This window comes from Nocardia sp. NRRL WC-3656 (assembly GCF_000720265.1).
Classification (GTDB): Bacteria; Actinomycetota; Actinomycetes; order Mycobacteriales; family Mycobacteriaceae; genus Nocardia; species Nocardia nova.
Genome location: NZ_JOJF01000003.1, coordinates 163,935 through 187,219, shown reverse-complemented (window position 1 = coordinate 187,219; position 23,285 = coordinate 163,935). Strand labels below are relative to the sequence as shown.

The following is a 23,285-nucleotide window of genomic DNA, read 5'->3' as shown; positions in this document are numbered from 1 at the left end:
CTCACAGTTGCGGCTTGGCGACGGAGACGACCTCGGGCCGGTCGCGGACGGTCAGATAGACCCGATGCGGCCCCACGGCGATCCCCGACCACGCCGATCCCTGCGCTCCGCGCGTCGGCAGATCGAATCGGCGCAGCACGGGAATGGTGCCGTTCGCGTAGCCCTCGAAGCTGCGGGTTTCCAGCACCACCAGCTGCCGGTCCGTCGCGGCGTAGATGCGGGTGTCGTCGGTGGCCAGATAGCGGATCGGCGCGCCCAGGTCGACGGATCCGACCGTCTCGCTTCCGGATCCGTCGCGACGGGAGTCGAGGGCGACCAGCCTGCCTCCGGGCCGGGCCACGTACAGCCGGGTGACCTTCGTGCCGTCCCCCGCCGCCGCGAGTACGGGTTCGTCGTCGGCGCCGGTTTCGTCCGCGGGTGAGGAACTGCCCTTGTAGTGCGCGCTCCCCCGCGGTCCGTAGATGTGGAACTCCACTTCACGGCTGCGGTTCGCCCCGTCGAGACGGGCTTGCGGACCCGCGTTCACCACCGTGGGCGCCCATGCGGTGCGGCGGTGCAGATCCACCGGCGTGACCGTGGCGCCGTCCTCCGAGAGCGCCAGCAGCATCCGCTCCCCGGAATCGAGGGCGAGATACGACGGCCGCGGTCCGGCGGACAGCGTGCCGGTATCGACCAGATCGGACAGCCGAATCGAGGCCACGGCCTGCCGATCGGTGGCGCTGACCAGCGCCGTGCCCTCGTCCACCGGGCTGATCTGCAGGTTCGGCCCCAAGCCCGGCAGGCGGGCCGAGCCGACCGTGTCGCCGCGGCCGTCGGCCAGGCCGTTCACCTTCACCACGCGGTCGGGCGCCAGCGCCACGAGCGCTCCCGATCGGTAGGACCACACCGGCGCGTGCACGATCGCCCCGATCGGTGTCACCCGCACGGCGTCGGGTGCTTCCAATCGCGACCCCGGCGCCGAGCACCCGGCGACGGCGAGCACGGCCGCCGCCGGAACCAGATATCGGCGCAGCGCGCGCGTTACGCGGCTTGGGCCTGCCACATCCAATGCAGTTGCTCCAACCGGGCGGCGATATCGATGAGCAGATCCTGGGTGACCGGATCGGCCTTCTCCGAGGCGTCGATCCGCTCGCGCAGCCTGCGCACGACCGCGGCCAGGGCGGCGACGATCGCGCTGACCACGTCGCCGTCCTGCTGCCACCCCGACGGGAACGGTTCGGCGCTGGAACTCTCCGCGACCGTGTGGGCGCGCCCGTCCGGGCTGACGCCGATCGCGGTGGCCCGTTCGGCCGCCGCGTCGGTGAAGCCGCGCGCGGTCTCGACCAGTTCGTCCAACGCCAGGTGGACGGTGCGGAACCGGGGGCCGATCACATTCCAGTGCGCCTGCTTGCCGATCAGGCTCAGATCGATCAGATCGACGACGGTGGCGCACAGCGCGTCACCGGCGATCCGTTGCTGTTCCGGCTCCAGCACCGTCGCGATCGGATCGGTGGTCGTGGAGGTCTTGGCCACGATGGTCTCCTTCCTCGCTGACAGTCATCACCTAGGCGACTGCTTGCGTGCACGACCTACCCGCTGCCGGCCACTCCAAACGAGCGGCGGGGTTCAGCCGGCGGCCATCGCCATCGCCAGATACACGACCATCACCGCGAACAGAAACCAGCCCGCGCCCTGCCATACCGGCCACGGCCGCCCGCCGCGCCACTGCCGCACGGTGATGACGAATGCGCCGATGCCGCCCAGCAACAACACGATTCCGGGCACCAGTCCCACGGCCAGCCGGGACGCGGTATCGCAGGCCACGTGATCGGCGTTCGCGCACTGATCCCGCGAGGCCGCCCAACCCAGGGCCACCCCGGCGACGATCGCCGCCAGCACCAGCACACCGACCGCATACCGCACCGCCCGCCGGAAACTCGGCGGGTCACTCCAGCGCGGGTTGACCTCGCGTGCCATCGTCACCTCCGGCCCGTTCGTCGTGCGCTCGTCACCGTCGCACTAACCGATCACCGTGGCACTACCCGGCCTCCCGGCGAATATTCGATCGGGACCCGGGGTGTCGTTTCGCCCCGGTCCTCCCGGGTAGGCGGTCGCTGAGGACCAAAGGAGGCCGATGTGCACCGCGAACCCGATCCGCACGGTGAAGCCGATTCGCGCAGCCCAGCCGACCCTGCCCGTCCGCCGCCTGCCCCCGGCCGAGCCGCCCACCGGCTGACCGGACTGCGCGCCGCGGCGGCACTGGCCGACCTCGGCCTGGCACCGGTCGCCGCCGGGGTGATCGCCCGGCGCCGCGCCGTGATGGCGCTGCTGGAGCGCGTCGGCGCCGACGACCGCGCGGTCCGCAGGATGCATCGCTTGCGGCGTGAATTCGGCAGCGGCCCGGTCGAACTGGTGCTGCCCGGCCAGCGGGTGCTGGTGCCGTTGGATCCCGCCGACGTCTCGCGGATCCTCGACGGCACGCCGACTCCGTTCCATCCCGCCAATCGCGAGAAGATCGCCGCGCTGCGCACCTTTCAGCCGCACGGGGTTCTCATCTCCGAGGGTGCGGCCCGCGAACAGCGCCGGCGCCTGAACGAACAGGCGCTCGACACCGACCGGCCGCTGCACCACCTGGCCGATCCGTTCGCCGGGGTGGTCGCCGATGCCGCCCGCGAACAGATCCGCGCCGCGGTGCAGCGCGGCAGTCTCGACGCGGCGCACTTCACCACCGATTGGTGGCGGCTGGTGCGCCGGATCGTGCTGGGCCGGCGCGCCCGCGAGGACGACTCGATCACCGATCGGCTGTGGCGGCTGCGCGCGGCGGGCAACTGGTCCTATGCCGCGCTTCCGCATCGTCGCCTGCGCGAGCGCTTCTACGAAAAACTCTACGATTACGTGCAGACGGCCGAAACGGACAGCCTCGCAGGCGCATTGGCGCAACTGCCGGCCGCGGGGGCGGTCGATCCGGTCGGCCAGATCCCGCATTGGCTGTTCGCCTTCGACGCTGCCGGTATGGCGACCCTGCGCGCCCTCGCCGTCCTGTCCACCCATCCCGAGCAACTGTCCCGCGCGCGGCTGGACGCGCACGAGCCCGAGCGCGCCGTGCCGCGGCCGTATCTGCGGGCCTGTGTTCTGGAGTCGGTACGGCTGTGGCCGACCACCCCCGCGGTGTTGCGCGACACCACCGAGGACACCGAATGGGGCCGCGGTGCCCAGCGGTTCACCGTGGAAGCCGGTGCGGCCCTGCTGATTCCGGTGCCTGCCTTCCACCGCGACCCCGACATCCTGCCGTTCGCGCACAGCTTCGACCCCGATATCTGGCTCGACGGCCGCGCCGAGCGGTATCCGCAGTTGGTGCCGTTCAGTGCCGGGCCCGCCCGATGCCCCGGTCGCGATCTGGTTCTGTTCCTCACCACGAGCCTGCTGGCGCATCTGATCGACGAACTGGATCTCGAGCTGCGCTCGCACCCGCAGCCCACCCCCGCGGCGGCGCTGCCGATCACCTTCGACAACTTCCGCATCGACTTCACCGCGCGGGCCCGCGCGCTCCAAGCGGCACAGTCGCCTTCACCGGGAGGGAGGTGACGGTCATGCGTGTGGTCGTGGTCGGCGCCACCGGAAACGTCGGTACCGCGGTGGTCTCCGCGCTCGCGCGGCGTCCCGAGATCGACGCGATCGTCGGATTGGCCCGGCGGCTGCCGCGGCAACCGATCGACGGAGTGCGGTGGGCGCGTGCCGACATACGCTGCGACGATCTGCTCACCGAATTCCGCGGCGCCGATGTGGTGGTCCATCTCGCGTGGTTGTTCCAGCCGACGCATCGGCCGCTCGAGACCTGGCGCGCGAACGTACAGGGCACCGAACGGGTACTGCGCGCGGTCGCGCAGGCCGGTGTTCCGTCACTGGTGTACGCGTCGTCGGTCGGCGCGTATTCCCCTGCGCACCACGATGATCCCGTCGGCGAGGACTGGCCCACGGAGGGCTGGCCTCCGGCCGGGTACATGCGAGAGAAGGCCTACGTCGAGCGTCTGCTCGATCTGTTCGAGAACGAGCATCCGGACCGGCGCGTGGTGCGGATGCGGCCCGCCTTCACATTCCAGCAGGCCTCCGCGAGCCAGCAGCGCCGCCTGTTCGCGGGCCCGCTGGTCCCGGGCAGTGTGCTGCGCCCGCCGCTGATTCCGGTGCTGCCCGTGCCGGCGGGTCTGCGGCTGCAGGCGGTGCACGCCGACGACATCGGCAGCGCCTACAGTCTCGCCATCGTCGACCCGAGTGTGCACGGCCCCTTCAACCTCGCGGCCGATCCGGTGATCGACCGCGCGAAACTCGGCGTATTGTTCGATGCGCCAACGGTTTCCGTACCCCCCGGAGCCGTGCGAGCCGCCTTGGCCGTCGGCTGGCGCCTGCGCCTGGTCCCCGCCCCGCCCGAACTGTTCGACGCGATGATGCGCCTGCCGATCATGGATACCACGCGGGCCAGGCGTGATCTGGGCTGGACGCCGCGCATCGACGCCGTGTCCGCCCTGCGCGAAGTCCTCACCGGTATGAGTCACGGATCCGGCGGCGCCAACACCACCATTGGCGTCCGACGCCGGCGGGCGGCTGCGGGTGCGGGAATTCGCCTCCGGTGTCGGCGGCACCGACCCGGTCGACCGCTGGGGCGCGGACCTGTGAGCGTGCCCGCGCGCCCCGACCACACGCTGAACCACGCGTTTCGCCACCGCGTGGGACCGCGTGTTACTTGCTACGAGAGACCTTGCCCCGAAGCCGACTGTCGCTCGTTCCGCCGTACTCCTCATAGTGATAGGTCGCCGAAACCACCCGGCTACTGCCGTCCTCACACTGCGGATCGCGCAGGCGAGTAAACGCGAACCCGTTGCCGGTACCGGGCTGATGCAGCAGCAATTCGGTTGCCGGCGGACCCGACCGTAACGGCAGCTCGTCTCGGAACGACATCGCGGTCGGCGGGTTGGTTTCGACGCTGCCCGTGCCGTTACGCAGAGTGACCAGGACCCCGAACACGTTGTCCGGCCCGTTCTTCGGCGGATACCACTGTGTCGCGTCGCCCGTATAGACGGTCGCCTGTGCCTCGTCCGTCCAGTCCGACACTTTCCTGCCGCAATGGGAGTTGGTGACGAGCCCGGCCAGGACACCGGACGGGGTACCGCTGCCCGCGATCAGCGGCGGAATCGTGACCACCGCACCGACGAGAACGGCAACTGCCAGCGCTGCTCCGCCTCGCATCGAGGCGGAACGCGTCCGACCGGATCGGTTGCTGTACAGGTGCAAGAAGGCTGCCGTGAACGCTGCGCCAACGGCGAAGCACGCCGCGGCGACGCTCGTGTCGAGGCGTCCGGGTAGCTCCGGCTTGTAGTCGGACAAGGACAGCTCGGTTCCCACCCACTGAGCGAAAAAGCTGGCAATCATTCCACCCGCGATGGTGCCGCCAGGCGCGAACGGGTAGGGCAACAGCCCGAAGATGGCGGTGACGAACAGCACCGGGCTGATCACGAACAGGAACGGCCAATAGATCGAGAAGTTGACGGCGAATTGGCCACCCGCATCGAGATCTGGTCCCGAGAACAGTCCGCGCCCGATCGCCAGCCACGCCACAGCCAGCGCGCCGACGGCAATGACCTGCGCTGTGTACGCGAGACGGTTCCACCGATTCCACGATGCATCACGAGCAGACACGCGGTCACTATAGTGATTTCCCAAGCCGCAGCAGTGGGCGAATCGTCCCTTTCCCGTTCAGGAATCGAGCGCGCTGTCGGCGCGCCCGGGCACTTCGACCTCGTCCGGCGTCTTGTCCGGCCGCAAGCCGCGCCAGGACGGGTGGCGCAGGCGCCCGTCGCCGGTCCGCTCCGTGAACGACACCTCGCCCACCAGTTCGGGTTCCACCCAGATCGCGTCCTTTACCGGCGCCGCGACAGTGGGGGTCTGCCGTCGCAGCGGACGCAACCGGGCCTGGAGATCGTCGAGCATGGCCTGCGTGAAACCGGTCCCCACATTGCCGATGTAGACCAATTCCCCGGTCTCGTCGTGCACGCCCATGAGCAGTGAGCCGATGCGTCCCGCGCGACGGCCGGCGCCGGGCCGCCACCCCACGATGACGATCTCCTGATCGTTCACGTTCTTGACCTTCGTCCACAGCGGACTGCGCCGGCCCGGCAGATAGGGACTGTCGAGCCGCTTGCACACGATGCCCTCGAGCCCCAACCGCGCCGATTCGGCGAGCACATCGGCGCCGGTACCGGTCAGCCGCGGCGGGATGCGCCAGCTCGGGCCGCGCAGGCCGAGTTGTTCCAGCAGGCCGCGGCGTTGCTCGTACGGCAGGTCGATCAGCGGGCGGTCGCCGATGTGCAGCAGGTCGAAGATGAGGTAGGTGGCGGGTACCGAGCGCGTCAGTGCGCGGATCATGGCCGGATTGCGCTGGTGCATCCGCGGTTGCAGGGCGGCGAAGGAGGTACGGCCGTCGGCGGCGAAGGCGACGATTTCGCCGTCGACGACGATCGGCGGCACCGCGGGCGCGAGGTCGGCGAGCTCCGGCCAGGCGGCGGTCACATCGTTGCCGTTGCGCGAGATCAGCCGCAATTCCCGCTCGACGTAACCGATGGCGCGGATACCGTCGAATTTCACCTCGTACGCCCAGGCCGCACTGTCGGCGGGCAGAGCGCCGGCGGTCGCCAGCATCGCCGCGTATCGCGGCAATCCGCTCATGAGTGCCCACCTTTCGATTAATAGCTATTTCTCGGTTACTACCCTGGAATCCTCCTCTTACAGCGACGATGACGCTGACATTTCAGTCACGACCCGATCTCGCAATCCGCCGATTGACCAGCCGAACGGCAATTTCGTATGGTTGTGCGAGCGACGATTCGAGGAACCCGGTGAAAATCCGGGACGGTCGCGCCACTGTGAGCGTTTCGCCGGGCGGAATGTGAGTCAGATACTCGGATCGCGTGGTAACCACCATCGAGCGGGGACGCGCAATCCCCGGAGGAGAGTCACATGGCGACGTCCTATGTTCCCCGGTCCGGCCTGGAGTCGATTCGGCTCTCCATTCCCACGACGGCCCTGTGGCTGGGCGGCACCACGCTCCTGGCTCTGCTCGCCCTCTACTTCATCGGCATCGATCAGGGCGCGGTCTCGATCTTCGGCGACGATATGCACGTGCACGAATTCGTCCACGACGCACGGCATTTCCTCGGCTACCCCTGCCACTGACCGCGGGATCGAGCCCCCACAATGGAAAAACGAATCATCGCCCGCGGTGTGCTGGTCGGTGCGATCGGCGGGCTGGCGGCCTTCGTCTTCGCGCGGATCCTGGCCGAGCCGATCATCGATCGCGCCATCGACTACGAGGGCGGGCGCGACGCGGCGCACGCGACACTCGAAGCGGCCGCCGGACATTCGACGGCCGGCATGGAAGAGAGCGAACTGTTCACCCGGTCGGTGCAGTCGACCATCGGTCTCGGCTTCGGCACGGTCGTCTTCGGCGCCGCGATGGGCGCGCTGTTCGCGGTGGTGTACTGCCTGTTCATGGGCCGCGTCGGCAGTTTGAGCCCGCGCAATCTCGCGCTGTGCGTGGCGGGCGGCATGTTCGGCGTGCTGTACGCCGTGCCGTTCCTCAAATATCCGGCCAATCCACCCTCGATCGGCAATCCCGACACGATCGGGCAACGCACCGGCCTGTACCTGTCGATGGTGGCGATCGCCGCGGTCTGCGCGGTGGGCGCCGTGTGGCTGGGGCGGAAACTGCAAGCGCGCCTGGGTAATTGGACGGCGACCATCGCTGCGGGCCTGGCGTTCGTGGTGGTGGTGACCGCGATCGCGGCGTTGCTGCCCGCACTCGGGCATCTGGCCGCCAACCGGGCACTGGGCGACGCGGCCACCGAAACACCCGGGCCGCTCATCGATTCGAGCGGCCGGATCGTCTATCCGGGCTTCCCCGCCGACGATCTGTACTACTTCCGCTTCTATTCCCTTGCCGCGCAGGTCATTCTGTGGTCCGTCATCGGCGTGGGTTTCGCGACGCTGGCGCCGCGGCTGTTCCGGCACGCGGACGAATCGGCCGCGGCCGCGCCGGCAGCGGCGGTATGAGCGCGACCGTCACCCGGCTCACGTTGATCAGCCACGGCATGACCGAGGCGATGCGGACGGCCCGCTTCCCGGTCGACGAACCACTCGCCGAACTTCCCCGCGACGCCGCCTCCCCCGCGGCGCCGCGGGCCGACCGGGTCGTGGCCGCGCCGGAACTGCGGACCGCCGCGACCGCCACCCTGCTGGGTCTGCGGGCGACCACCGAACCCGCCCTGCGCGATCTCGACTGCGGCGAGTGGGCGGGCAGGCCGTTGGACTCCGTGAACCCGGCCGACCTGATGGCCTGGATGTCCGATCCCGCCTACCGCGGCCACGGCGGTGAAGCGATCACCGACCTGCTCGACCGGGTGCGCGACTGGCTCGAATCGGTGGCCGCGAACCGAAGCCGGATCGTCGCGATCACCCATCCCGCCGTCGTCCGCGCGAGTGTGCTCCTCGCCCTCGCTGCGCCGCCGGAATCGTTCTGGCGCATCGACATTCCGCCACTCAGCGCCACCACACTGCACGGCCGCGGCGCCGCCTGGACCGTGCGGCACACCGCGAATCCGCTGTGAGCGGGCAGGTGTGCACCCGGCCACCTCAGTGCGACGCCGGCTTCTTCCCGACCAGATCGGCGAGTACGGCCGCCTCGCTGATGTCGATCCGCTTGGTGGCCGACAACAGAGTGAGCATGCCGCGCCCGGCGAGTTCGCGGAGGTGGTCGAGGTCGCCGGCGCGTTCCGGATTTCGGAGCTCCTCGCGGTAGCGGCGACCGAACTCGTCGAATTTGGCGGGATCGTGCCCGTACCAGGTGCGCAACTCGGTCGAGGGTGCGATCGTTTTGCACCACTCGTCGAGGTGGGCGTTCTCCTTGCTCATCCCGCGCGGCCAGAGGCGATCGACCAGCACCCGCATTCCGTCGTCGGGATCGGGATCGTCGTAGATCCGCCGGACCTGAACCCGCGGTCGTGCACTCGCCATCGCGCTGCTCCCTTCGGTCGGCCGTATCGTCCGGCTCCCGCGGCGCGGGGTCGCCGGTCCCCACTTCCCGCATTCGAGGGTAGTCACGGGAGCAGCGTCTTTCGCCCGCTCGCCACGGCCGCTGCGACTACCTCTGCCTACGCAGGCGTAGGTTACGGTAGCGTAGGTTGAATGAACGTCCCGACCTCGACCGCCGATCCCGTCGTTGCGCCCCCGTCGGTCGAATTCGACAATCGCGATGCCGTCTACGAGTACTACCGCACCCACCGCGCGCCTCGCACCCGCGCGCGCCTGTTCTACGCGATCACCGCGTATCGCAAACGTCCCACGGTCCGCTATGCGGACGGCGCCCGCGCGGCGATCCGGCAGCTGATTCGCGACAACCGCCGCATGATCATCGCGATCAACCATGTGAGCGTGGAAGATCCGCGCACGGTGGCCGCCTTCGCCTGGCGCAGCGTGTTCCGGCCGCGGATCGGCCATATCCGTGTGCTGGCCAAGGACGAACTGTTCACCGAGCCGGAGCAGCGGTCGCGCATCGACATCATGGGCGCCATCCCGGTGTTCCGCGGCAAGGACCACGGCCCACGCGCCGCCTACGCCGCCGGCCAGCAACTGATGGACGTCTGCGTCGGGCGCATGGTCGACGGTGACGACCTCGCGTTGTTCCCGGAGGGCACCTGCAACGAAACCGATCCGGCCCGCGTGCAGACCATCGGCACCGGCATCGGCCACATCGCCGCACGCGCCCGAAAGGCCGGGGCGGCACCGGTTTTCGTCTTCCTCGGCCTGACCTACGGCCCCGACGGCCGCGCCACGTTCTACCTCGACGAGCCGCTGCCGGATTTCCCGGAGCGACCGGCCGAAATCACCCGGGTGGTCGGCAGCCGGATGCAGCGCGCACTCGACGGGGCGATCGCGGCCGTCCGGTAATTCGCTTCAACCGGCCGGCAGGGTGCGCACCGCCGACCCCGCGACCACCGCACCCACCACCGCGCGGAAGAATTCGACATCGGTGGCGGGCGGCCGCATGCCCACCGCCTCGAGCGCGTAGGCCTTGAAGGCTCGTGCCGCACGGGTAGGCACGTACTGCGTCGGCGAGGCCTGCGCGAACGATGTGTCGCGGTACTCCGTATCGCCCCAGAACCGGACATCGGTGCGTGCGCTGCCCAGATACCGGTGGGCCCACTCGCGCGCCGGTTCGCCGAGTGCGGACAGATCTCCGGCGACCGCGAAAGCATGCGGTATCGGCACCTGCCGCCGGCAGCGCAGCACACATCCGAGATCCAGGACGCCCAGCCCGAGAATCATCAGCGGCCGGATGTCGCCGGGCGCATCGACCGCGACGGTGACCTCCCAGCCGGCGACCGCTCGGTCGAACAGCCAGCCGCCGGCGCGCGAGACGACCTCGACAGGATTGTCCGCGACCACGACCAGCTGATATCGCAGCGAGCGCCGGCCGGATTCGGCCACGGCGCATTCGCGCGGAGCTTCCGCCGCGTGGGCGTTCGTTGGGTACCGGTGCGACACAGCAGACATAGCACTTCCGTTCCGATCACAACCACCACTGCCTTCCCCCGCCTCGGGCGGCCCACATCGCCCGAGCAGAGACTAGTTTATTTTCCCCCAGCGGGAGAAAATATTGGCCGAACTCGTGTCCATCCACCGGGCGTGTTGTCCGGACCCGCCGCCGGCAGCCGTAGCCTGAGAGGGGTGAGCGGCGGGAATACAACCGGGTCCGGGACTGGAATCGTGCAGACATCGCGGCGCGGCCGCGGGCGTCCGCCCCGGCTGAGCCGGGATCGCATCGTCGCGGCCGCCCGCGCGCTGCCGCCGGAAACCCTCACCATGAAAGCGGTCGCCGACGCGCTGGGCGTCGACCGCAAATCGCTGAACTACTACGTCAGCGACCGGGACGGATTGCTGGAACTCGTCGCGCTGGACGCCTTCGAAACCGAGTTCCGCCGCCTGGCCCTGCCCGCCGAGGGCGATTGGCGGCAACTGCTGCGGCTGTTCGCCGCCGCGGTCGCCGAGGCCCTCTCCCAGGTCGGCGTCTTGATCTCCTATGTGCGATTCGGTGGCCGAGGCGGCCTTTCGACGCTGGCGGAGATCGAGCGGATATTCCAGTCGCTGGTCGGCGCCGGATTCGAGCCGATGGAGGCCGGGCGCACGCTGCGACTGCTCGCCGATATCGCGTACTCGGCGGCGCGCGAGGCCGCGGAGGCGACCCGGGGCCACGTCGACATCCAGGCCGAACATGTCGCCCGGACCCTGAATTCGGAAGCGGGACAAGAGTTCCCACTCCTGCGCCAGGTCGCGACCACCCGCGAGAGCGCCGCGCGCGTCGGCGAGCAGTTCGAATTCGACCTCGAGCTCGTGATCGCCGGGCTGGAACGCAAGCTCGAGGCACGCGGCCGGGCCTGAGACTGCTGGATTTCGATCCCGGTGACCGTAACGCTGGCCGGGCCCGGCCACCGGGTGGTTACCTGCTGGCCGAGAATCTGCGCGCCCGCCACACCAATCGTTACGACTACGCTGCCGACACCGACGACCGACCGGACGACGGAACACGTTCGTACCGAACCGAATTCGAGTCCCGAATTTTTGAGACCGAACATCCGGTGGTGCACGTCCATCCCGAGACCGGTGAACGCGCCCTGCTGCTGGGCTGCTTCGTCAAGGAGATCGTCGGCCTGTCCACCGCCGAATCGCGCGCGCTGTTTCGCCTGTTCCAGGATCGGGTGACCCAGCTCGAGCACACCACGCGCTGGGATTGGGCGCCCGTCGATGTGGCGATCTGGGACAACCTCGCCACCCAGCACTACGCGATCGACGACTACGACGGCGCCGAACACCGCCGGCTCACCCGCATCACACTGGCCGGTGACATACCCGTCGGCGTCGACGGCCGGGCGAGCACGGTGATCGCCGGTGACGCGCAGGCCTATTCCCGCGTGGAGCCGCTCCCGCGAGCGGCCTGAACCGCGCGGCGTGCGGAACCGGAGCCGTACTGTCATTTAGTCTTTGACACACCGGCGTCCGGCGGCGGCGCGCGGACGGGTGCCGGCAGAGGGCTGACGATGGGAGTCCCGTGAACCTGTGGAATTACATCCGAGGGCGGGGTGACACTCTGGCCTTCCTCACCTATCAGCATGCGTCACTGGCGTTTCAGACGGTTCTCGTCGGCACGATCGTCGCCGTGCTCATCGCGATGGCGGTCTACCGGCTGCCGCTGCTGTCGCAGCTCTCGCTCACCTCGAGCCGGGTCGCGCTGACCATTCCGTCGCTCGCGCTGCTGGCGTTGCTGCTGGTGCCGTTCGGGCTGGGCGTCGTCCCGTCGTTCATCATGCTGGCGTTCTTCGCGGCGCTGCCGGTGATCGGCAACGCGATCGTCGGATTGCGCTCGGTACCTGCCTCGGTGGTGGAATCCGCACGCGGAATCGGATTCTCCCGCACCCGCATCCTGCTCACCGTCGAACTGCCGATCGCGTGGCCGGTGATCCTCATCGGTATCCGGGTCTCCACGCAGATGATCGTCGGTGTCGCCGCCATCGTCGCCTACGTCCTGGGGCCGGGTCTGGGATCGCTGATCTTCAACGGCCTGTCGCGACTGGGCGGCGCGAACGCCCTGGAGACGGCGGCCACGGGCACGATCCTCATCGTCATCGTGGCGCTGGTGTTCGACGCGCTACTCGTTCTGCTGGGCCGCCTCACCATCGCAAAAGGACTCTCATGACCGACGCTGTGACCGACCGGCACGGACCGGCGACGCCGGAACGCAATGTCACCGGGGCGTCCATCGTCCTCGACTCGGTCGTGAAGCGGTACAAGGGCCAGGACAAACCGGCCGTCGCCCGCCTCGACCTCGAGATCGAGGCCGGACAGATCGTCGCCTTCGTCGGCCCCTCCGGCTGCGGCAAGACGACCACGCTGAAGATGATCAACCGGCTGATCGAACCGACGGAGGGCCGCATCTTCATCGGCGGGCGCGACGTCACCCGCGAGGACCCGGACAAGCTGCGGCAGTCGATCGGGTACGTCATCCAATCCGGCGGCCTGTTCCCGCACTGGTCGGTGCGCAAGAACGTCGGCGCGATCCCGCGGGTGCTCGGCTGGGACAAGAAGCGGATCGCCGAGCGCACCGACTATCTGCTCGAACTCGTCGGCCTGGATCCCGGCGTCTTCGCCGACCGGCTGCCCAAGGACATGTCCGGCGGACAACAGCAGCGGGTCGGTGTCGCGCGGGCGCTGGCCGCCGATCCCCCGGTGCTGCTGATGGACGAGCCGTTCGGCGCGGTGGACCCGATCACCCGGGTTCGCCTGCAGGACAGCCTGATCGCGATTCAGCACGAACTCGGCAAGACCATCGTCGTCGTCACCCACGATTTCGAGGAGGCCACCAAACTCGGCGACAAGGTGCTCATCCTGTCCGAGGGCGGGCACGTCGAGCAGTACGCGCGGCCCGAGGAGATCCTCACCGCACCGGCCACGCCCTTCGTGGAGGAATTCGTCGGATCCGGCGCCAAACTCGCCTATCTGACCGTGCAGCGGGTGCGCGACGTGGAATGGGACGACGTGGTCACCGCCCGCATCGGGGAGCCGGCGCAGGCGGTGATCCAGCGCGCGCGGGCCGCCGGGCAGACCTGGGTGGTGGTCGTCGACGATGCCGGACGGCCACGGTCGTGGCCCTCGCTCACCGAACTGGCGAGCAAACCGGAGGTGTCGGACTACCTCGATCGGCGGTTGCCGGTCGTCGCTCGCTCCTCGACCCTCAACGACGCCCTCGACGCGATGCTGGCGGCCAGTCAGGGTGCGGCCCTGGTGACCGACGGACGCGGCGCGGTCGTCGGCTCGATCGGCATCGGCGCGGTGACCGAGACCATCCAGGCCGCACTCGCCGATGTGCGCTCCGAGGAACACGACACCTCGTACGAAACCTACGTCGACGGAACCGATCCCGCGCCCACGCCGGTGGTCGCCGCCGACGACGACGAACACGAATCGGCCGGGCAATCATGACCCGCCTGCGCCGGCTGCCGATGGACGTCTGGTTCGAGCCGCTGATCATCCTCGTCATCGGAATCGGCTACATCGTCTGGTATCGGTCGACCACGTTCACCCCGACCGAGCAGGCCTCGCTGGCCTGGTCCAACCTGCAGACCACGATCTGGTCGCATATCGAGCTGACCGTGGTGGCCACGGTGATCGTGGTCGTCGTCGCGATTCCGCTGGGTATCGCGCTGACCCGGCCCGCGCTGAAACGCCTGGAGCCGATCGCGGTCAACATCGCCAATATCGGCCAGGCGGCGCCGGCGGTCGGGCTGCTGGTGTTGTTCACCTTCTGGCTGGGCACCGGATTCCGTACGGCGGTCGTCGGTTTGGTGGTGTACGCGATTCTGCCGATCCTGCAGAACACGATCATCGGCCTGCGGCAGGTGGATCAGCGCACCATCGAGGCCTCGCGCGGGATCGGGTTCTCCGCCACCCGCACCCTGGTCCGAGTCGAGTTGCCGCTCGCGGTGCCGGTGATCCTCAACGGGGTGCGCACCGCCCTGGTGATCCTGGTCGGCACCGCGACCCTGAGCACCTTCATCGGCGCCACCAGCCTCGGCACGCTGATCACCACGGGCGTCACGCTGTTCCTGCCGAAACTGCTCGTGTCCGGAGCGATCCTGGTCGGACTGCTGGCGTTGATCATCGACTGGCTGGGCAGACTCGTCGAATTGGCCGCGACCCCGCGAGGTGTGTCATGAGATCGGCACGGGCCCTGGCGGTGTGCGCGATCGTCCTCGCGGTGTCGATACTCGGCGGATGCGGTCTGGTGAGCTCGTCGGGAACCTTCCACGACGCGAGCCTGCCCGGCGGGCAACGACCGCTCGACGGCGCGAAACTCGTGGTGACGTCGAAGAGTTTCACCGAGGGCGTGCTGCTGGGCAAGATCACCGCGACCTATCTGGCCGCGGCCGGCGCGAAGGTCACCGACCTGACCGGCGCACCGGGTTCGGCGTCGTCGCGGCAGGCTCAGCTCAACGGCGACGCCGACATTCTCTGGGAGTACACCGGCACCGGCTGGGTCAACTACCACAACGAAACCGAGACGATCTCCGATCCGCAGGAACTCTGGCAGCGCGTGCACGACATCGAGAAGCGCGAGCACAATCTGGAGTGGCTGCCACCGGCGAATTTCAACGACACCTACGCGTTCGGTGTGTCCACGCCGACCGCGCAACGGCTGGGGGTGAAGTCGCTGTCGGATGTGGCGGCGTTGCCGGTGCGCGAGCGCACGTTCTGTGTCGACGACGAATTCTTCAGTCGCGCCGACGGTTTCATTCCGATGTTGCAGAAATACGGCATCCCCTACAACGATCCGAACGGCGTGCCCACCGGCAACGTCACCCGGATGGACGCCGGCGTCGTCTACACCGCCACGGCCAAGAGCTCGCCGTGCAATTTCGGCATGATCTACACCACCGACGGCCGGGTGAAGAATCTGAATCTCGTCGTGCTCGACGACGACAAGAAATTCTTCCTGCCCTACAGCGGCGCCGCCGTCGTGCGCGGTGAGATCCTGGACCGCTATCCGCAGTTGCGACAGCTGCTGGGCACGATTTCCGAACGCCTGACCAATGATCTGATGCAGGAACTCAACGGCCGCGTCGATATCGACGGCGAGGATCCCGCCGATGTCGCCTACGACTGGTTGAAGAGCGAAAAGCTCATCGAGTAGCTCATGGGGTCGACATCTCCCGCGCCGCCTGTGCGGCCGCCAGCCGCGGGATGATGCCGCCGGCCAGGACCGTTTCCACCTGGCGGCCCGAAAGCCGGTGCCGCAGCGAGATATCCACATTCGCGGTGACATCGCGGGCGGTGATCGCGGAACCGGCCGTGAGTGCCGAACGCAGCCCCTCGATGCGCAGCACGTCGCCCACTCCGATGCGGTCGTAATCGGCGGGATCGGCGAATTCGAGCGCGACGATGCCGAAATTGGCCAGATTCTGCCAGTGGATGCGCGCATACGATTTCGCGATCACCGCCCGCAGCCCCAGATACCTCGGCGCGATCGCGGCGTGTTCCCGCGACGAGCCCTGCCCGTAGTTGTCTCCGCCGACGATGACATGCCCGGTGGTGGCGGAGATATCGGCCGCATGCCGCGGATAGTCCGGATCGATACGGGTGAAAGCGAATTCGGCCAGTTTCGGAATATTCGAGCGGAACGGCAGCGCCCGCGCTCCGGCCGGGGAGATGTCGTCGGTGGAGATGTTGTCGCCGACCACCAGCAGGACAGGTGCCTCGATCACGTCGGGCAGCGGATCGAAATCCGGCAGCGCGGAGATGTTGGGGCCCTTCACCAATTCCACCGTGCGCGCCTGCGCCACCGGCAGCGGCGGCACCAGCATCGCGGTGTTGACCGACGCGTGTGCGGGCAGATTCAGCACCGGATAGTCCAGGCCCAGCTCGTCGGCGAGGTCGCGCGGATCGGTGATCGTACCGGTCAGCGCCGATGCGGCGGCGGTCTCCGGCGAGCACAACCACACCGCGTCCTCATCGGTGCCCGAGCGCCCCGGGAAGTTGCGCGGCATGGTGCGCAGCGAATTGCGGCCCACGGCCGGCGCCTGCCCCATACCTATGCACCCCATACATCCGGACTGATGGATGCGCGCCCCGGCGCGGATCAGTTCGAAGGTGGCGCCCATCTTGGTCAGATCCTCGAAGATCTCGCGCGAAGACGGATTGACGTCGAAGCTGACGTCGCTGTGGGTCTGGCGGCCGGAGACGATGGCGGCGGCCATCGCGAAATCACGCAGCCCGGGGTTGGCCGAGGACCCGATCACCACCTGCGCCACCGGCTCGCCGGCGACCTCGCGCACCGGCACCACATCCCCGGGGGAGGACGGCCTGGCGATCAGCGGCTCGATCGCGGACAGGTCGATGTGCTCGTCGACGTCGTAGGTCGCGCCCTCGTCGGCCCGCAGTTCGGTGAAGTCGCCGGCGCGGTCCTCGGCGCGCAGGAAGTCACGCACCGCGTCGTCGGCGGGAAAGACCGTGGTGGTGGCGCCGAGTTCGGCGCCCATATTCGCGATCACGTGCCGGTCCATCGCCGTGAGGGTCGCCAGACCGGGGCCGTGATATTCCACGATCCGGTTCAGCCCGCCCTTGACACCGTGGCGGCGCAACATTTCCAGGATCACGTCCTTGGCCGAACACCAGGGCGGCAGCTCACCGGTCAGTTCGACGCCCCAGATCTGCGGCATGGTGATGTAGAGCGGCTCACCTGCCATGGCGAGCGCGACCTCGAGACCGCCGACGCCGATCGCGAGCATGCCCAGCGATCCGCCGGCCGGCGTATGGGAATCCGAGCCGACCATCGTCGCGCCGGGCCTGCCGAAACGCTGCATATGGGTGGGATGCGAAACCCCGTTGCCCGGCTTCGAGAACCACAGCCCGTAGCGGCGGCAGGCCGACAGCAGAAATTCGTGATCCTGGGCGTTCTTGTCGTCGGTCTGCAACAGATTGTGGTCGACGTACTGGGCGCTGAGCTCGGTGCGCACCCGGTCGAGGCCGAGTGCCTCGAGTTCCTGCATCACCAGGGTGCCGGTGGCGTCCTGGGTGAGGGTCTGGTCGATACGCAGCGCGATCTCCTCCCCCGGACGCATTCGCCCCGACACCAGGTGGGAGCCGATCAATTTCTGCGCGACATTGCGGGGGCCGCCCCCGCGGATCTCCTGATCGGTCATCTGCCCTCCTCTGCGCCGGTCCTGGCGGGATCGCCGGATTCGGGCGCGGTCGTTGGTGCGATGTCCCTTCCAGGATGCGCCGATACCCGCCGGCTCGCCGCCGTTTCGCCGCCCGCCCCGAAACCCGTCGCGCCCGTGGAGCGCGGTGACCGCGTTGCCCCGACGTCGGCGAGCGGTGCTCGGGAACGTCCTGCAGCAATCCGTTCAGCCGCGCCCGCGGCGAAACACCTTGCCGGTCAACGGGTCTCGTTCGGTGAGGCAGTACACCCCGCCCACCGGGTCGTTCATCACCAGCCACTGCGCGCCGCGCCGCACCTGCCGGGCGCCGAGGGATTCGTGCCAGGCCGCCACCGCCTCGGCATCGGCGCACGCGATATCGATATGGGCGCCCGGCTCCCGGTCGGTGTCCAAGCGCTGCAGCAGGATTCGGATCGGCAATCGCGCCGGCACGAGCAGCCGGGCGAACTCGGACCGGCCGGTGCGCTGCACGGGCCAGCCGGTGAGCGCGGACCAGAAGGCGGCCTCGCCGTCGTAGCCCGACGGCGGAATGTCGAAACAGAGCTGATCGACGCGGCTGAAGGTACCGTCGGGCCCGGCCACCGGCGCCGGGATATGCCGCCCCTCACCGGTGGTCAGGCAGAACGGCAGGCCGTGCGGTGAACGCACGAGCGACCAGGTGTCGTGGTCGGCGACCAGGGTCGCGCCGAGATCGCGCGCCGCGCGGCGGGCGCGGTCGAGATCGACGACATCGATGTCGAGATGGGCGCCCCCGTCCCCGCCGACCGCCTGCGCCGCCTGGTAGGCGTCGCCGGTCGCCGGGTCGAGGGTCGCGAACTCGGCGTGTTCACCCTGGCGAGCCGACAACCGGGTGCCGGTGACCGCCGACCAGAAGGCGAACGCCTCGTCGAAAAGTGCGGCGGGCCGGTCGATGTACATCCAGCTCCAGCGAATCATGCGCTCCTCCAGGCTCGTCGGACGGATCAGGCGGGCCGGAAGGGCGGGGTCGCGAGCTCACCGGCGAACACATCGGGCAGATCACGCTCGACGCTGTCGGGGAACTGCGCGGGCCGCTTCTCGAGGAACGCCGAGACGCCCTCGCGGGCATCGGCACTGGCACCGCGCTGGCTGATACCGCGCGATTCGACGCGATGCGAGACCATCGGATGTTCGGCGCCGAGGCCGCGCCACAGCATCTGCCGCGACAGCGCCACCGACACCGGCGCCGAATGCTCGGTGAGCCGTCGGGCCAGCGCCCGGGCCTGGTCCAGCAGATCGGCAACCGGATGCAGGGCGTAGAACAGACCCGCGTCCAAGGCTTCGTCGGCCTCGACCAGCCGGCCGGAGTACACCCAGTCCAACGCGGTCTGCATGGGCACCAGGCGGGGCAGGAACCAGCTCGAACAGGATTCCGGCACGATGCCGCGCCGATTGAAGACGAATCCGATCCGCGCGGTGTCGGCGGCGAGCCGGAAGTCCGCGGCCAGGCTCATCGTGATGCCCACGCCGACGGCGGGGCCGTTGATCGCGGCGATGATCGGCTTCTGCGATTCGAACATCCGCAGTGCCACCTCACCACCGCCGTCACGGAAGGTGTCGGTCGCCTCGGCGGCGAAGGTTTCGGCTCCGGCCGACAGATCCGCACCCGCGCAGAACGCGCGTCCCGCCCCGGTCACGATGATCGCGCGCACCCGGTCGTCGCGGTCGAAGGCGTCGAAGGCGGCGATCAGTTCCTCGCCCATCGCGGTGGTGAAGGCGTTGAGCTGTTGCGGGCGATCGAGCGTGATCGTGGCGATGGAGTCGGAGATTTCCCAGCGGATGTCGGCCATATCGGACAGCATGCCAGCAGCCCCCGGACGGTGACCATCCCCGTCACCGGGCCCCGCGCGGCACGGCACGCGAATCCCCTTGCGCCGCCTGCCCCTTCGACGCGCGCGCCGCACGGCCCGAACGGCGCCAGCCGACCGGGTGGGCGAGCGGTCTCGGCCACCGGCATCCGCGCAGGCCGAGCCTATACTTGACATGCCAGCGCGACGGGCTCCGCGACAAGCAGTACAGACGGAAACGGTTCCGATGGCCGACAAGGATTCCATGGCGACCCAGCGCGACCGCTCCCTGGTGATCGACGACGGTCTGCGAGCGGCCGGGTTCGCCGATGCCCACATCATCGGACGGGGCGGATTCGGCGTGGTGTATCGCTGCCGCGAACTCGCACTGGGCCGCATCGTCGCGGTGAAGGTGCTTACCGCCGCACCCGATTTCGGCGACGAGAATGTCGAACGATTCCTCCGCGAGCAGCGGGCCATGGGCGGGCTGCCGGAACATCCCAATATCGTCGCGATCCTGCAGGTCGGCACGACCGGCGACGGACGGCCCTATCTGGTGATGCCGTATCACCCGAGGGGCTCGCTGGAACAGCGGATCCAGCACGGCGGGCCGCTGGATATCACGACCGCGCTGCGCATTTCGGTGAAGCTGTCCGGCGCGCTGGAGACCGTGCACCGCGCGGGGATCCTGCATCGAGACATCAAGCCGGGCAACGTTCTTCTCACCGACTACGGCGAACCACAGCTGACCGATTTCGGCATCGCCCGGGTGGAGGGCGGCTTCCGCACCACCACCGGAGTGGTCACGGCGTCACCGGCGTTCACCGCTCCCGAGGTTCTGCGTGACGGCACCCCGTCGGTCGCCTCCGACATCTACAGCCTGGGCGCCACGCTGTTCTGCATGCTCACCGGCCACGCCGCCTACCAGCGCCGCTCCGGTGAACGACTGGTCGCCCAGTTCCTGCGCATCACCGAGGAACCGATTCCCGACCTGCGCCCCGGCGGCATCCCCGACGACATCTGCCAACTCATCGAGGAGAGTATGGCCGCCGACCCGGGCGGGCGCCCGGTCTCCGCGATGGAGTTCGGTGAGCGAGCGCAGCAGCTGCAACGCCACCGCGGACTGCGCGTGGACGAGATCGCGATCCCGACACCGGAGACACCGGCGGCCGAACCCGCGCCCGCCGATCGCGTCGGAGAACCGACCCGACTCGGTCTTCTTCCCCCGGCCGACCTGGTGACGACACCACCGACCGCCGAAACCAAATTCCATCCCACGCTCTCCCCGCGCCCGCTGGTGCGCCGTCCCCGCCTGCTGGACTCGATGGATCCCGAGCGCTGGCCGCGCCTGATCGTCGTGCACGCGCCGGCCGGTTTCGGCAAGAGCACGCTCGCCGCGCAGTGGGCGCAGCGGATGGTGAATCGCGGGGTCGCCGCATGCTGGCTCAACATCGACGACGACGACAACAATCCGGTCTGGTTCCTGCTGCACCTGATCGAAGCCGTCGGCCGGGCGCGACCCGCCCTGACCACCGAACTGCTGCGCGTGGTCGAGGAACACGGCAACGATGTGATGCGCTACGTGCTGACCACGCTGATCAACCGCATCCACGCCGACGGCGAGCGGCTCGTGATGATCATCGAGGACTGGCATCGTGTCACCGACGCCGATACCACCGCCGCGCTGCGTTTCCTGCTCGACAACGCCTGCCACCATCTGCAGCTGCTGGTCACCAGCCGCGAGATGATCGGACTACCGCTCTCGGCCATCCGCGTGCGCGACGAGCTGATCGAAATCGACTCCGCCGCCCTGCGTTTCGACGAGTCCGAGACGGCGGACTTCCTGACCCGGGTGGGCGGGCTCGCCCTGGAAGACGCCGATATCGACCGGCTGCGGACCGGCATCGACGGCTGGGTCGCCGGGCTGCAACTGGCGTCGATCTCCCTGCGCGGCCGCGCGGACCCCGGTTCCGCGATCGCCACCATGTCCGGACGGCACCAGGCGATCAGCGAATATCTGACCGACAACGTGCTCGACGCACTCGAGCCCGGATTGCTGACCGCACTGCTGGAAACCGCTGTCACCGAGAAGATCTGCGGGCCGCTCGCGACGGCGCTGACCGGACGGCCGCAGGGACGGGCGCTGCTCGAGGACATCGAGCGGCGGGACCTTTTCCTGCGCCGCCTCGACGACGACGGCGAATGGTTCCGCTATCACACGTTGTTCTCCGATTTCCTGCGGCAGCGGCTGGAGCGCGACCATCCCGAACGCGTGCCGCGGCTGCACCGTCGCGCCGCCGAATGGTTCGCCGCCAACGACATGCTCAGCGAGGCGATCGACCATGCGATGGCAGCCGGGGAACCCGAGCGGGCGGTGGCGCTGGTCTCCGCGCACGCTCGCGAGCTGGTGCAGCATTCGCATCTGGCCACGCTGGCGGCGCTGGCGGCGAAACTGCCCGTCACCGACGCGGCGGCCGATCCGACCCTGCAGATCGCGCTGGCCTGGGCGGCGGCGTTGTTGCGCCGGCCGAGCCGCATGCACACCGCACTGCAGTTGGCGCTGGCCGCCGATTCGGCGAAACAGCCTCCGGGACATCGGAAATCCGATCTGGCGGTCGAGGCGTCGATTCTGTGCGGAGTGGAGGCGGCGCTCGCCGATCACCTCGACGGCCTCGAGGACACCGTCGAGCAGAGTCGCGCCCGCGCCGATTCGCTGCCGTCGTTCGTGCTGGCGGCGGCGGCCAATCTGGGCGCCTTCACCGCCCTGCACCGATTCGACTTCGACCGCGTCCACGAATGGCACCGGTGGGGCCGGATCTATTTCCGCGACATCACCGGAGCGCTGAGCATCATGTACAGCCACTGCTTCGCGGGGATGGCGGCGCGTGAGCAACTCGCCGAGGAGGCGGCCGAGGAGCATTTCCGCACGGCGCTGCATCTGGCGCGCACCACGACCGGGGAGAGTTCCTTCACCGCCCGCCTGGCCTCGGCCGCACTCGGCGATTTCCTCTACGACCGCGGCGAGATCGCGGAGGCACACCAGCTGCTCGACGTCGCGGTGGAGTTCGGATTCGAAGGCGGCACAGTCGATTTCCTGACCGGGGTCTACGGCACCGGTGCGCGTATCAAGGCGCTGCGCGGGGATCGCGCGGCCGCGCAGCGACTGCTCGCCGACGGCGCCGAGGTCGCCACCGCACACGCCCTGCCGCGACTGTCGGCACGGATCGAACTCGAGCGGATTCGGCTGGGGTTCGGTGAGATCGTGCCCGGCGAGCCGGCCGGCGCCCGCCCAGCGGAGGACGGCGTGGCCACGACGATTCGCGAACTCACCGAGGAAGCGGCCGTCCGGTGGCTGTTGCGGGCTGATCCCGAACGGGCGCTGCACCGCGCCGATGCCCTGCGACAGTCGATCGACGCCGCGGCGCGCCCGCGCGCCGCCCTGTGCGCCACGCTGTTGTCCGCGAATTGTCTCGAGACGGCGGGCCGGTCGGAGGAGGCGGAGGCGGTTCTCGCGCCGGCCCTGCGCCGCTGCGTCGAAGTGGGGCTGGTGCGCCCGCTGCTCGACGAGGGCCCGGCACTGCTCGCCGTCGTCCGGCGGCTCTCCGCCGGCACGGCGCGAAATGCCCCGGGACAGACCGCGATAGCGCTCCCGCGGGCCGTCCTCGACCACCTCGGGTGACCCGCCGGC

General features: G+C 69.1%; 21 protein-coding genes, 1 pseudogene and 1 riboswitch. Of the genes and pseudogenes, 13 read left to right on the top strand and 9 right to left on the bottom strand.

The window, feature by feature from the left end; translation table 11 throughout:
- Position 1: 1 nt before the first annotated feature.
- The 3 genes from IG65_RS0106025 to IG65_RS0106015 form a co-directional block, all read right to left on the bottom strand.
- Positions 2-1,042: a hypothetical protein gene (locus IG65_RS0106025; RefSeq protein ID WP_051755428.1), complete on the bottom strand. Its 1,041-nt coding sequence runs from the start codon at positions 1,040-1,042 to the stop codon at positions 2-4.
- The gene (locus IG65_RS0106020; RefSeq protein WP_030513826.1) at positions 1,021-1,512 is read right to left on the bottom strand and encodes a Dps family protein; all 492 of its coding nucleotides are present in this window, start codon (positions 1,510-1,512) and stop codon (positions 1,021-1,023) included. Before IG65_RS0106020 ends, IG65_RS0106025 begins: the two co-directional genes overlap by 22 nt.
- A 93-nt stretch (positions 1,513-1,605) precedes the next feature.
- Entirely contained in the window at positions 1,606-1,956 is a 351-nt protein-coding gene (locus tag IG65_RS0106015) for a hypothetical protein (RefSeq protein ID WP_030513825.1), read from the bottom strand.
- 255 nt (positions 1,957-2,211) lie between these two features.
- Here IG65_RS0106015 and IG65_RS0106010 point away from each other — a divergent pair, with 255 nt between their 5' ends.
- Together IG65_RS0106010 and IG65_RS34425 are read left to right on the top strand one after the other, a co-directional pair.
- Positions 2,212-3,564, top strand: a complete 1,353-nt coding sequence (locus IG65_RS0106010; protein WP_030513824.1) for a cytochrome P450 — start codon at positions 2,212-2,214, stop codon at positions 3,562-3,564.
- A 5-nt stretch (positions 3,565-3,569) separates the two neighbouring features.
- Positions 3,570-4,841 (top strand): NAD-dependent epimerase/dehydratase family protein, encoded by a 1,272-nt coding sequence (locus tag IG65_RS34425; protein WP_369801471.1) that lies wholly within the window; start codon positions 3,570-3,572, stop codon positions 4,839-4,841.
- 886 nt (positions 4,842-5,727) lie between these two features.
- Here the strand turns inward: IG65_RS34425 and ligD are convergent.
- Complete coding sequence (gene ligD, locus IG65_RS0105995) at positions 5,728-6,696, bottom strand: non-homologous end-joining DNA ligase (protein WP_030513822.1); 969 nt, start codon at positions 6,694-6,696, stop codon at positions 5,728-5,730.
- Between the two features lie 113 nt (positions 6,697-6,809).
- A riboswitch (cobalamin riboswitch) is annotated at positions 6,810-6,953 on the top strand.
- Between the two features lie 34 nt (positions 6,954-6,987).
- Between ligD and IG65_RS0105990 the strand changes: the two genes are divergently transcribed.
- The 3 genes from IG65_RS0105990 to IG65_RS0105980 are packed head-to-tail and all read left to right on the top strand — an operon-like array spanning position 6,988 to position 8,633.
- Positions 6,988-7,203, top strand: a complete 216-nt coding sequence (locus tag IG65_RS0105990; protein ID WP_030513821.1) for a CbtB-domain containing protein — start codon at positions 6,988-6,990, stop codon at positions 7,201-7,203.
- Positions 7,204-7,224: 21 nt separating this feature from the next.
- On the top strand, positions 7,225-8,079 hold the full coding sequence (locus IG65_RS0105985; protein WP_030513820.1) for a CbtA family protein: 855 nt from the start codon (positions 7,225-7,227) through the stop codon (positions 8,077-8,079).
- Complete coding sequence (locus IG65_RS0105980; protein ID WP_030513819.1) at positions 8,076-8,633, top strand: histidine phosphatase family protein; 558 nt, start codon at positions 8,076-8,078, stop codon at positions 8,631-8,633. The genes IG65_RS0105985 and IG65_RS0105980 overlap by 4 nt, the downstream gene beginning before the upstream one ends.
- A gap of 25 nt (positions 8,634-8,658) precedes the next feature.
- On the opposite strand, the gene IG65_RS0105975 is transcribed toward IG65_RS0105980, so the two are convergent.
- Complete coding sequence (locus IG65_RS0105975; protein WP_030513818.1) at positions 8,659-9,039, bottom strand: DUF488 domain-containing protein; 381 nt, start codon at positions 9,037-9,039, stop codon at positions 8,659-8,661.
- 171 nt (positions 9,040-9,210) lie between these two features.
- On the opposite strand from IG65_RS0105975, the gene IG65_RS0105970 reads away from it, so the two are divergent.
- The gene (locus tag IG65_RS0105970) at positions 9,211-9,972 is read left to right on the top strand and encodes a 1-acyl-sn-glycerol-3-phosphate acyltransferase (RefSeq protein ID WP_036523444.1); all 762 of its coding nucleotides are present in this window, start codon (positions 9,211-9,213) and stop codon (positions 9,970-9,972) included.
- Positions 9,973-9,978: 6 nt separating this feature from the next.
- Here the strand turns inward: IG65_RS0105970 and IG65_RS38395 are convergent, their stop codons facing one another.
- Positions 9,979-10,578: a hypothetical protein gene (locus IG65_RS38395; RefSeq protein ID WP_197039790.1), complete on the bottom strand. Its 600-nt coding sequence runs from the start codon at positions 10,576-10,578 to the stop codon at positions 9,979-9,981.
- A 213-nt stretch (positions 10,579-10,791) separates the two neighbouring features.
- On the opposite strand from IG65_RS38395, the gene IG65_RS38390 reads away from it, so the two are divergent.
- The 6 genes and pseudogenes from IG65_RS38390 (at position 10,792) to IG65_RS0105935 (ending at position 15,766) form a co-directional block, all read left to right on the top strand.
- Positions 10,792-11,463 (top strand): TetR/AcrR family transcriptional regulator C-terminal domain-containing protein, encoded by a 672-nt coding sequence (locus IG65_RS38390; RefSeq protein WP_030513815.1) that lies wholly within the window; start codon positions 10,792-10,794, stop codon positions 11,461-11,463.
- A gap of 65 nt (positions 11,464-11,528) precedes the next feature.
- Positions 11,529-12,020: pseudogene (locus tag IG65_RS0105955) on the top strand (TauD/TfdA dioxygenase family protein); the annotation flags it as partial.
- 110 nt (positions 12,021-12,130) lie between these two features.
- Positions 12,131-12,775 carry an ABC transporter permease gene (locus tag IG65_RS0105950; RefSeq protein WP_030513814.1) on the top strand — a complete coding sequence of 215 codons (645 nt, stop codon included), beginning with the start codon at positions 12,131-12,133 and terminating at the stop codon, positions 12,773-12,775.
- Positions 12,772-14,058 carry an ATP-binding cassette domain-containing protein gene (locus IG65_RS0105945; protein ID WP_030513813.1) on the top strand — a complete coding sequence of 429 codons (1,287 nt, stop codon included), beginning with the start codon at positions 12,772-12,774 and terminating at the stop codon, positions 14,056-14,058. The genes IG65_RS0105950 and IG65_RS0105945 overlap by 4 nt, the downstream gene beginning before the upstream one ends.
- The gene (locus tag IG65_RS0105940; protein WP_030513812.1) at positions 14,055-14,792 is read left to right on the top strand and encodes an ABC transporter permease; all 738 of its coding nucleotides are present in this window, start codon (positions 14,055-14,057) and stop codon (positions 14,790-14,792) included. Before IG65_RS0105945 ends, IG65_RS0105940 begins: the two co-directional genes overlap by 4 nt.
- Positions 14,789-15,766 carry a glycine betaine ABC transporter substrate-binding protein gene (locus tag IG65_RS0105935; RefSeq protein ID WP_030513811.1) on the top strand — a complete coding sequence of 326 codons (978 nt, stop codon included), beginning with the start codon at positions 14,789-14,791 and terminating at the stop codon, positions 15,764-15,766. The genes IG65_RS0105940 and IG65_RS0105935 overlap by 4 nt, the downstream gene beginning before the upstream one ends.
- Before the next feature lies 1 nt (position 15,767).
- On the opposite strand, the gene IG65_RS0105930 is transcribed toward IG65_RS0105935, so the two are convergent.
- From IG65_RS0105930 to IG65_RS0105920, 3 genes are all read right to left on the bottom strand, one after another.
- Complete coding sequence (locus IG65_RS0105930; protein WP_030513810.1) at positions 15,768-17,774, bottom strand: aconitate hydratase; 2,007 nt, start codon at positions 17,772-17,774, stop codon at positions 15,768-15,770.
- A gap of 204 nt (positions 17,775-17,978) precedes the next feature.
- The gene (locus IG65_RS0105925) at positions 17,979-18,728 is read right to left on the bottom strand and encodes a VOC family protein (protein ID WP_036523442.1); all 750 of its coding nucleotides are present in this window, start codon (positions 18,726-18,728) and stop codon (positions 17,979-17,981) included.
- Between the two features lie 26 nt (positions 18,729-18,754).
- On the bottom strand, positions 18,755-19,600 hold the full coding sequence (locus IG65_RS0105920; RefSeq protein ID WP_030513808.1) for a crotonase/enoyl-CoA hydratase family protein: 846 nt from the start codon (positions 19,598-19,600) through the stop codon (positions 18,755-18,757).
- A gap of 244 nt (positions 19,601-19,844) precedes the next feature.
- On the opposite strand from IG65_RS0105920, the gene IG65_RS0105915 reads away from it, so the two are divergent.
- A complete protein-coding gene (locus IG65_RS0105915) occupies positions 19,845-23,276 on the top strand; it encodes a serine/threonine-protein kinase (protein ID WP_051755425.1) in 3,432 nt (1,143 codons plus the stop codon).
- Positions 23,277-23,285: the final 9 nt, after the last annotated feature.